This is a genomic window from Martelella sp. UBA3392 (assembly GCF_002358775.1).
GTDB lineage: Bacteria > Pseudomonadota > Alphaproteobacteria > Rhizobiales > Rhizobiaceae > Martelella > Martelella mediterranea.
Genome location: NZ_DEPM01000056.1, coordinates 1 through 8,825, shown reverse-complemented (window position 1 = coordinate 8,825; position 8,825 = coordinate 1). Strand labels below are relative to the sequence as shown.

General features: G+C 61.9%; 11 protein-coding genes and 1 pseudogene. 7 read left to right on the top strand and 5 right to left on the bottom strand.

What is annotated here, in order from left to right:
* Positions 1-124: 124 nt before the first annotated feature.
* The 4 genes from B4E36_RS04250 (at position 125) to B4E36_RS04235 (ending at position 2,685) form a co-directional block, all read left to right on the top strand.
* On the top strand, positions 125-607 hold the full coding sequence (locus tag B4E36_RS04250; RefSeq protein ID WP_292053377.1) for a CreA family protein: 483 nt from the start codon (positions 125-127) through the stop codon (positions 605-607).
* Positions 608-628: 21 nt separating this feature from the next.
* Positions 629-1,102 (top strand): GFA family protein, encoded by a 474-nt coding sequence (locus tag B4E36_RS04245; protein ID WP_292053375.1) that lies wholly within the window; start codon positions 629-631, stop codon positions 1,100-1,102.
* A 33-nt stretch (positions 1,103-1,135) separates the two neighbouring features.
* The gene (locus tag B4E36_RS04240; RefSeq protein ID WP_292053373.1) at positions 1,136-1,732 is read left to right on the top strand and encodes an SCO family protein; all 597 of its coding nucleotides are present in this window, start codon (positions 1,136-1,138) and stop codon (positions 1,730-1,732) included.
* A gap of 71 nt (positions 1,733-1,803) precedes the next feature.
* A complete protein-coding gene (locus B4E36_RS04235) occupies positions 1,804-2,685 on the top strand; it encodes a 50S ribosomal protein L11 methyltransferase (RefSeq protein WP_292053371.1) in 882 nt (293 codons plus the stop codon).
* 46 nt (positions 2,686-2,731) lie between these two features.
* Here B4E36_RS04235 and B4E36_RS04230 read toward each other — a convergent pair whose 3' ends face one another.
* Complete coding sequence (locus B4E36_RS04230; RefSeq protein ID WP_292053369.1) at positions 2,732-3,742, bottom strand: GlxA family transcriptional regulator; 1,011 nt, start codon at positions 3,740-3,742, stop codon at positions 2,732-2,734.
* A 207-nt stretch (positions 3,743-3,949) separates the two neighbouring features.
* Positions 3,950-4,117 carry a hypothetical protein gene (locus B4E36_RS04225; protein WP_292053368.1) on the bottom strand — a complete coding sequence of 56 codons (168 nt, stop codon included), beginning with the start codon at positions 4,115-4,117 and terminating at the stop codon, positions 3,950-3,952.
* Between the two features lie 111 nt (positions 4,118-4,228).
* On the opposite strand from B4E36_RS04225, the gene B4E36_RS04220 reads away from it, so the two are divergent.
* The gene (locus tag B4E36_RS04220; protein ID WP_292053367.1) at positions 4,229-5,134 is read left to right on the top strand and encodes a LysR family transcriptional regulator; all 906 of its coding nucleotides are present in this window, start codon (positions 4,229-4,231) and stop codon (positions 5,132-5,134) included.
* A gap of 27 nt (positions 5,135-5,161) precedes the next feature.
* On the opposite strand, the gene B4E36_RS04215 is transcribed toward B4E36_RS04220, so the two are convergent.
* The gene (locus B4E36_RS04215; protein ID WP_292053365.1) at positions 5,162-5,770 is read right to left on the bottom strand and encodes an exopolysaccharide biosynthesis protein; all 609 of its coding nucleotides are present in this window, start codon (positions 5,768-5,770) and stop codon (positions 5,162-5,164) included.
* Positions 5,771-6,085: 315 nt separating this feature from the next.
* Here B4E36_RS04215 and B4E36_RS04210 point away from each other — a divergent pair, with 315 nt between their 5' ends.
* Positions 6,086-6,205, top strand: a complete 120-nt coding sequence (locus B4E36_RS04210) for an entericidin (RefSeq protein ID WP_085986587.1) — start codon at positions 6,086-6,088, stop codon at positions 6,203-6,205.
* Positions 6,206-6,275: 70 nt separating this feature from the next.
* Here B4E36_RS04210 and B4E36_RS04205 read toward each other — a convergent pair whose 3' ends face one another.
* Positions 6,276-7,355, bottom strand: a complete 1,080-nt coding sequence (locus tag B4E36_RS04205) for a Gfo/Idh/MocA family protein (RefSeq protein WP_292053363.1) — start codon at positions 7,353-7,355, stop codon at positions 6,276-6,278.
* Positions 7,356-7,672: 317 nt separating this feature from the next.
* Positions 7,673-8,479: a fructosamine kinase family protein gene (locus tag B4E36_RS04200; RefSeq protein WP_292053361.1), complete on the bottom strand. Its 807-nt coding sequence runs from the start codon at positions 8,477-8,479 to the stop codon at positions 7,673-7,675.
* Between the two features lie 104 nt (positions 8,480-8,583).
* On the opposite strand from B4E36_RS04200, the pseudogene B4E36_RS04195 reads away from it, so the two are divergent.
* Positions 8,584-8,825, top strand: a pseudogene (locus B4E36_RS04195) (FAD-binding oxidoreductase); the annotation flags it as partial.

Below are 8,825 nucleotides of genomic sequence, written 5' to 3'. Positions count from 1 at the left end.
GCGAGAAGATTGGGGGGCTATGCGTCAGAGCCATGTGCCATTCGCTCGCTTCTCGCAGGCGGATCGCTTGCATAGCGTCGGCGACAACCTATCTTGAGAGCATGGATTTTCAGGGAGTTTCGATATGAAGCGGTTTGGTTTTGCCCTTTGCGCGGGTCTGTTGACGGCGGGGCTTGCGCATGCGGAGCAGGTGGGCGAGGTCGGGGTCGACTGGGTCGGCAACGATATTGTCGTCGAAGCCCTGCATGATCCCGAAGTGGACGGCGTGACCTGCCACATCGCCTATTTCGACCGTTCGATCATAGACCGGCTGTCCAAGGGCAACTGGTTTGAGGATCCTTCCAATTCCTCCATCGCCTGCCGCCAGACCGGGCCCATCAGGATCGGCGATATCGATCTCGACGCCAATGGCGAGGAGGTGTTCCGCGAGGGGCGCTCGCTGATCTTCAAGCAACTCGTGATCAAGCGCATATACGACAAGGCCAATGAAACCCTGATCTATCTCGCCCACACCCGCGAGATCACCGAGGGCTCTGCCAAGATGTCGATGTCGACCGTGCCGCTTTACGGCCAGGACGTCGTATGGGAAAACGGAGCGCCCGAGTAAAGCAGGCACGAGGAGAGCATCATGAGGCTTGAAGCGAGCTGCCAGTGCGGCAAGGTTTCCTATTCGGTCGAAAGCCGCACGCCCTATCCTTATATGCGCTGCTATTGCAGCATCTGCCGCAAGCACGCCGGCGGAGGCGGTTATGCGATCAATCTTGGCGCAGACTCGGATACTCTGGAGGTGAGGGGCGGCGAGCACAAGCGTTTCTACCACGCCCGCATGCATGACGGTGAAAGCGAGGGCGAACGACACTTTTGCGGCAATTGCGGCAGCGCGCTCTATCTCTATGACGAGCGCTGGCCGGAACTGGTGCATCCAATTGCCGCAGCGGTGGATACGCCCTTGCCGCATCCGCCCGAGATCGTGCATATCATGCTGGACTCCAGGGCCAATTGGGTGGACGTGCCGGAAGGCCCCGGCCATGTCCATTTCGGCGGCTATCCGGAGCTTTCGATCGAGGACTGGCACCGCAAGCACGGTCTTCTGGAGGAATAGGGCGGCGCTCGGCTCGCCGAACAAGGGATAAGCATGAAAACCTTCCGTCGCGTATTGTGGGCCTCCGTCGCTGTCATCTGCGCGGTGCTGATCTGGCTGGTTTATGAAATCGGCGAGACCAATGAGGAGATGATGAATGTCCCCTTCGGTCCCTCCTTCCAGCTCACCGCAGGCGACGGCCAGCCGATCACCGAGCAGGCGCTGCGCGACAAGCCGACCGCGCTGTTCTTCGGCTTTACCCATTGCCCGGAAGTCTGCCCCACAACGCTCTACGAGTTGAACGGCTGGCTCAACGAGGTCGATCCCGATGGCGACAAGATCAACGCCTACTGGATGTCCGTCGATCCGGAACGCGATCGGCCGGAAACCATGGAGCGCTACCTTTCCAATGTCTCCGATCGCATCGAGGCGATTTCGGGCGATCCCGACAAGGTGCGCGCCGCGCTCGACAAGTTCGGGATCTACTACGAGAAGGTCCCGCTCGACCCCGATCAGCCGGATGGCGATTACACGATGAACCACAATGCCTCGGTCTTCCTGCTCGATGATGGCGGGGTGCTGAAGGGTACGATCGCCTATGGAGAAAGCCCGGATGTGGCGGTGAAGAAGCTCGAAAACCTGATCAACTGAGGGCTGCGGCCTTGCCATTGACGGCGGGCGGGCTTATCGCGGATGGCAGGAATTTCAGGAAAGGCCGCTCCGTGAGCCAGATCAGACTTTACGTCACCACCAATGAAGTCGGCGCGGGCCAGATGCTCGAAGCGCTTTCCATGGCGCTCGGCGAGGAGCCCTATGCGCTGGCGACCATGGAGATCGACGAGAAGGCCGATCGCTGGGAGGCCTCGGTCTATCTCGACGCGGACGAGGAAGACGCGTTGCGGGCGATCTTCGCGGACGCGGTGAAATCCGTCTTTGGCGAGAGCGGTCCGGAAATCGAGAAGGAAGAGATCGAGGAAATCGACTGGATCGCGAAATCGCTGGAAGGGCTGAAGCCGGTGCGCGCCGGGCGCTTTCTGGTTCACGGTTCGCATGACCGCGATCACCGCCGCGCCGGCGATATCGCCATCGAGATCGAGGCGGGGCAGGCGTTCGGAACCGGCCATCACGGCACCACCAGCGGCTGCCTGGAAATGATCGATACCGTGCTGAAGGCGGAACAGCCGCTGAACGCGCTCGATCTCGGCACGGGCACCGGCGTGCTGGCTATGGCGGTGCGCAAGCTGCGACCCATCCCGGTTCTGGCCACCGACATCGACCCGGTCGCCGTCAAGGTGGCGCGCGACAATGCGCGGGCGAACGGTATCGTCTCCGGCATCGATTTCGTCACCGCGCCGGGCTTTCACCACGCGGCCTTTGCCGAACATGCGCCGTTCGACCTGATCATCGCCAATATTCTCGCTCGCCCGCTGATGAAGCTCGCGCCGGGCGTGAAGCGCAATCTGGCACCGGGCGGCGCGGTCATCCTGTCCGGCATTCTGGCCGAGCAGCGCTGGAAGGTGCTCTCAGCTTACCGCACGCAGGGCATGCGCCACGAACGCACTTATTGGCGCAATGGCTGGGTGACGTTGCTGCTGAGAGGGTAGGCGTTCCCTCAGGGAGGCCGCGGCCTGTGAGCCGCGACGCTCGCTCCTAAACCGCGACCCCGATCGCGCTTTCCCGCACAGACATGCGGGCCTGGCGGCGCTGGGCGCGTTCCTGCTGGGGGGAACACTGGTAGATTTCGCGGTAGCATTTGGAAAAATGCGAGGCGGAGACGAAACCGCAGGCGACCGCGACATCGACGATCGGCATGGTCGATTGCGCGAGCAGCCGGCGGGCGCGGTCGAGGCGGATTTCGAGATAGTAGCGCGCCGGCGAACGGCCCATTTCCTGGCGGTACAGGCGCTCGATCTGGCGGCGCGACAGGCCGACTGCGTCGGCGATCTCGATCAGCGACAGCGGCTCGGCGAGATTGGCCTCCATCAGTTCGATGATCTGCAGCACCTTGCCGTTCTGGACGCCGAGGCGGGCGCTGAGCGGCAGGCGCTGGCGCTCGGAGGACAGGCGCACCCGGTCGGTCAGCGCCTGTTCGCAGATTGCGTTGACGAGACCTTCCCCGAATTCGCGGCCGATGAGATGCAGGATCATGTCGAGCGAGGCGGTGCCGCCAGCCGAGGTATAAATGTTGCGGTCGATCACGAAGAGATCGGCATGGGCGTCGATTTCCGGCCAGGTTTCGGTGAAGCCCGGCACGTTCTCCCAGTGGATCGCGCAGCGGCGGCCCTTGAGCAGGCCGGCGCGCGCCAGCAGGTGCGTGCCCGTGCACATCGCGCCGATGCCGCAGCCGCGATTGTTGAGTTCGCGCAGCCATGCCTCGAAGGATTTGTTGTAGTAGTCCTCGACGTCAATGCCGGAACAGACCAGCACCAGATCCGGACGCTTCTCGCCCATCAGCGCGCGGCGCTCGTCGGCAAGCGAGGTATCCGGCTCGATGGCGATGCCGCTCGAGGAACAGATTTTCAGCCCGCTATCGGAGGCGATCCGCCAGCGATAGGCCTCATAGCCGAGCATCCTGTTGGCGATGCGCAACGCCTCGATCGCGCTGGTAAAGGGCAGCAGCGAGAATTGCGGAACGAGATAAAAGACAAACGATCTTACCATGATGGACACCGCCGCGCTGAGAGCCGGATTCGACACTTGAGAAAATACAATTTCCGCAAGAAACCGGGTCGCCAATAGTCTGTTTACGACATTGACACAGACAAATGCGGCGGGAAAGAGCACGAAACTTCGAATGGTTCGATTTTTCCGGCCGGCCATGCCCTTTCAGGCGCAAAGGACGTGGCCGACCGGCGCTTCCGGCGCGCCTCAATCATGCCGCCAGTAGCGGTCATCGGAAAAGACATCCTGGCGCAGATGCGGCGGGACCCGCCTGATGTTTTCCTCAAGCTGCTGCTTGCGCGCAAGCTGGTCCTGCAGGTTGGCATATCCTGCGAGCGGCGCCACCAGATGGCGTAAGATGATGAACAATCCCATGACTTCTCTCCTTCAAGCGCGGGTGATGAGACAAAGGTAGGCGGATTTGACATTCAATCAAACGAAATGTAATCATAGGTTCAGTCAAAAATATTGATCCAAGAGGCAGCCATGACCCTCAGCCTGCAAACGCCGCTCCCGGTTCTCGACAACGACATTCTGCGCACCTTCGTGGCGATCGCGGAAACCGGCAGTTTTTCCGGCGCCGCCGAACGTGTCTTCAGAACGCCCTCGGCGGTGTCGATGCAGATCAAGCGCCTGGAAGAAGTTGTCGGCGCCTCTCTGTTCGTGCGGGACTCCCGATCCGTGCGGCTCACCCGCAGCGGCGAGACGTTGTTGTCCTATGCCAGACGGATGCTGGCGCTCTCCAACGAGGCGATGTCGCGTTTCCGCCATCCCGATATGCATGGCGTGGTGCGGCTCGGTGCGACCGACGATATCGGCGAGCGCGTCCTGCCGACCGTGCTCAAGCGTTTTGCCGAGGCATTTCCGAGCGTGATGGTCGACGTCACCATCGATAATTCCAACGGCCTTGCCCAGCGGCTGCGCGAGCAGCGGCTCGACCTCACCCTTCTGAATTCCGGCGACCTGCCGGGCAAGGATGAAGACGGCGAGCTGATCATGCGCGAGCGGCTGGTCTGGGTCGGCGCGAAATGCGGCACGGCCTATCTCAAGGAGCCCTTGCCGGTGTCGATGTGGGAGCAGAGCTGCTGCTGGCGGCATGAGGCGGTGCGCAAACTTGCCGAGGCCGGCCGGCCCTATCGCGTCGCCTATCTGAGCGCGACCACCATGGTTCAGCGCGCCGCGGTTCTCTCCGATCTCGCCGTCGCGCCGATGGCGGCTTATTACGTCACCGACGACATGGAAGTGCTGGGACCCGACAAGGGACTTCCCGAACTCGGCCTTTATGACATCCGGCTGAAGTTTTCGGACCAGCGCGGCGAGCTGATCGAGGCCGTGGCGGATGCGATCCGCCATGCCCTGCAGCCGACCCAGCTTGCCAACCGGGTTGCATGAGCTGGATAAGAGAAAACCTGTAAGTCTTTAGAAAAGCAGTGCAATCAATGCCCCGGCCGCGACCACGACAAGACCGGCGAGCAGGATCGAAATGACGCCGGTGATGATGCCGACGATAAGGCCATAGCCGTCCCGTTCGGTGTCCGACAGCCCGATAATGGCCAGTGCAAAAGCCGGCAGCCAGTTGCCGAACGGGATCGGCATGAAGACCACCAGCGAAAGCAGAAAGGCAAAGGCGCCGAGCAGGCGTTCGGACCGCCGGGTTTTCAGAAACCAGGCGCGCGGACGGACGGCGCTCTCGATCCAGCGCAGCCAGGGCAATATCCGCTCTAGCAGTGTCATGAAGCGCGCGCCGTCCATCGAGAATTGTGCGATCCGCTCCGGCAACCAGACGCGCTTGCGGCGCGATGCCATCATCTGCCAGCTCACGAGGATCAGCGGTATGCCGAGCACCAGTGTCGCGCCCGGCGGCAGCGGTATCAGGTTGGGGATCGCAAACAGCACCAGAAAGGCGCCGAAGGACCGTTCGGCCAGCGCGCCGTCGAGCTGATCGAGGCTGACGCGGCCATCCGGCCCCGGCTGGAGGCGGGCGAGAATGGCGGAGAGCTTGTCACTGTCTTCCGTATGTTCGTTCACCGACGGTTTCCTTTGCTTGGACACAGAAGAAAGTAGGAACGCGATGCGGCTTTTGGAAGTGCCACCGGGCGTCTTCGCGGGGCATGGTGAAGCCTGTGGAAATCTCCGCTTTTCATTGTGGATAACGGAGGGAAGACCTGGGGAGAAACTGTGAAGATCTTTTCAAGCCCGGTGCTGAGGAGGGATTTGTTTCGCCCACGCAGGCATTGGCCCGGAACACGATGGAGTTCTGAACGTTTAAGAGACATCCGAACGAAAAATCAGGAGTTCGAAATGTTCAAAGGTAAGGTCATCCTCGCTTCCATTCTTTTCGCCATGGGCAGCCTGCTTGCCTCTTGCGGCAACACCATCGAAGGCATGGGCCAGGATACGGCGAACGCCATCGATGCGACGCAGAACGCCGGCCAGTCCGTAGACCGCGCTGCAAGCTATTAATAGAAGTCTTTGATTTCATTGCAAAAGCCCGGGCCGAGCGCTCGGGCTTTTTGTTTTGCGGAAGGCGGTGTCAGATCGCGTTCTGCCAGCCGTGGTAAAATGCGTGATCGGCCATCACCGGCAGGGGTACAGGGCTGTAGGTCTTTGCCGACCAGTATGCCGCCGTGGCGAAATCGAGGCTGTGGCGCGCGTCGGCAAGGGTCAGCGGCAGCGGCGTCTTGGTGCAGATAGCGTTGTGGAAACCCTGCATCTGGCCGGCAAAGCCGGTGGGCGGCGGAGCGAACTCGGCCAGGGTTTCGTCGATCCGGCGCGCGATTTCGTCATTCGCCGGGATAAAGCGCCACGGCGCGTCCTCGGCGGTGAAGTCGGGCCGGCTGTCGGTCTCGATCACCATGTTCTCGAAGCACAGCCGCATGCGGCTCAGCGGCTCGACGGAGCCGAGTGTTGCCGAGGTGGTGGCGAGCGCGCCGCAATGCAGTTCTACGGTCACGCTGGCGCAGTCCTCGACCTCGATCCCGCTGTTGACGCGGGTGGCGATGCGCGCGGAAAGCGAGCGCACCGGGCCGAGCAAATAGAACATCAGGTCATTGGCGTGGATCGCGTGGTTCATCAGCACGCCGCCCAGCGCATCATTCCAGTGCCGCCGCCAGTCGTGCTCGTAATAATGCGCTTCGCGCAGCCAGTGCACCTCGCATGTCGCGACATAGGGCTTGCCGGCAATGCCGGTGGCGATCAGATGCTTGGCCTTCTGCGCGCCGTCATTGTAGCGATACTGCATGATCGGCATGACATGGCCGCTGGAGCGCGATTCGGCATCGAGCAGTTCATCGATATCGGCAAGCGAGCCGACCAGCGGCTTTTCGCAGATCACGTGTTTGCCGGCCTTCAGCGCCGCAAGCATCAGGGCCTTGTGGGTGCCGGGCGGCGTGCAGACGTCGATCACGTCGATATCGTCCATGCCCAGGATCTCGAGATAGTCGGTCTCTCGCCGCTCGATGCCGAACCGGTCGCCGACCGCATTGAGGTGGCTGGCGTCGATGTCGCAGATGGCGGCGACTTCGAAGCGCTCCGGGTTGGGAAGGTAACCGCGGCTGATATGTGTTTGGCCGACGCCCAGGCCGACGACGGCGACTTTGAGTTTTCTCGTCATTCCAATGTCCTGTTATGCATATTACGGACGTTTGCTTTCAATGCCGTTCCGTGCCTTCGGGCGCGGTCAAAGCCAGACGATCCGGCAGGGCGCGGCGCGCGGCGCTGGCAAGGGTTTCGGGGGCCAAAACAAACTCTGTGCAAGAATCATGCTTCCAGCAGGTAACCGCCAGCATTATCCGTTTTCGCGCTGGCGAAGCTTTGTCACTTTATCGCCATGTTCGGGCGCTCATGGCAAGCCCCTTGCGTGATTCGATCCGATGCGAATCGATTTTAAAAGTGAGCGAAGGCGGTTAAGTTTTTGACTAAAATCAGTTTTCAATGCCCGGCCTCAGTCAGAAAACCTTCGACCATCGCCCTGTAGCCCGATCCGAAAAGCCGGAAATGCACCAGCGCCGGCCAGAGACTGTAGACAGCGCGCCGCGTCTCGAATCCGGGATCGAGCGCGCCGTAACGGCCGTAGAATCGCTCGTCGAGATGGCCGAAAAGCGCGGCCATCGCCAGATCGACCTCGCGGTCGCCATAATAGCAGGCCGGATCGATCAGCGCGGTCACGCGATCGCCCGACGTCATCACATTGCCCGACCAGAGATCGCCGTGCAGCAGGGCCGCCGGCGGGGTGTCCGGAATGAGTTCGCCAAGCCGCGCGGCGAGGCTTTCGACCCGCCGGGCAAGCGGGGAAGGCAGGTCCGCGAGGTTGTTGAGCAGGCGGTTGTCGCGCCAGAAGGCGACCCAGGATGGGGTCTCGTCATTGCGGATGGCGACCTTGCCGAAAGAAAAATTCTCGCCGAAACCGTAGGGTCTGTCGACCGGCTGGTGGAGAGCGGTCAGAACCCGCGCCAGATCGTCCTCCGCGCCCGAAAATCCGCTGCGGCCCTCGACCTCCTCCATGATGAGCAATGTATCGTCGGCGGCAATCACGGCGGGCGCGGGCGCGTCGTTCGCCGCGATCAGCCGCAGCATCCCGGCTTCCAGCGTCGGTGCCGGGCCGGTTTTCACGATGTAGCTCTGTCCATCGTCCGTCGCGGCGCGCATCAATGCGGAAAGGTCGCCGCTTGAAAAATGAGCGAGTTCGACGCTTTCGACGCCGAGCAGGCGGGCAGTATGGTCTGCAATCTGGTTCATCGTCGTTCCGTGGCTGAGCGCGCTCTGGACGCCGGGGGCGGTGCTGTCATAAAAGCAATCACCGCCGTCTGAAGGCTACGGCAATTTACCCGCGGAGTGCAAGAATGGCGATCGAGGACGTAACAACCCTGCTGAGAAACCCCGAGGCGGCGCAGACCGTCATCGGCATCCTCAAGCAGCGATTCGCCGACAAGGTGCAGACCGGCGAGGCCTTCCGCGCCCAGCATGCCCACACCACCACCTATCTGCCGGCGCAGCTTCCCGACGCCGTGTTCTTCGCCGAAAGCGCCGACGATGTGAAGGCGGTGGTCAAGGCCTGCGCCGCCCACAAGGTGCCGGTGATACC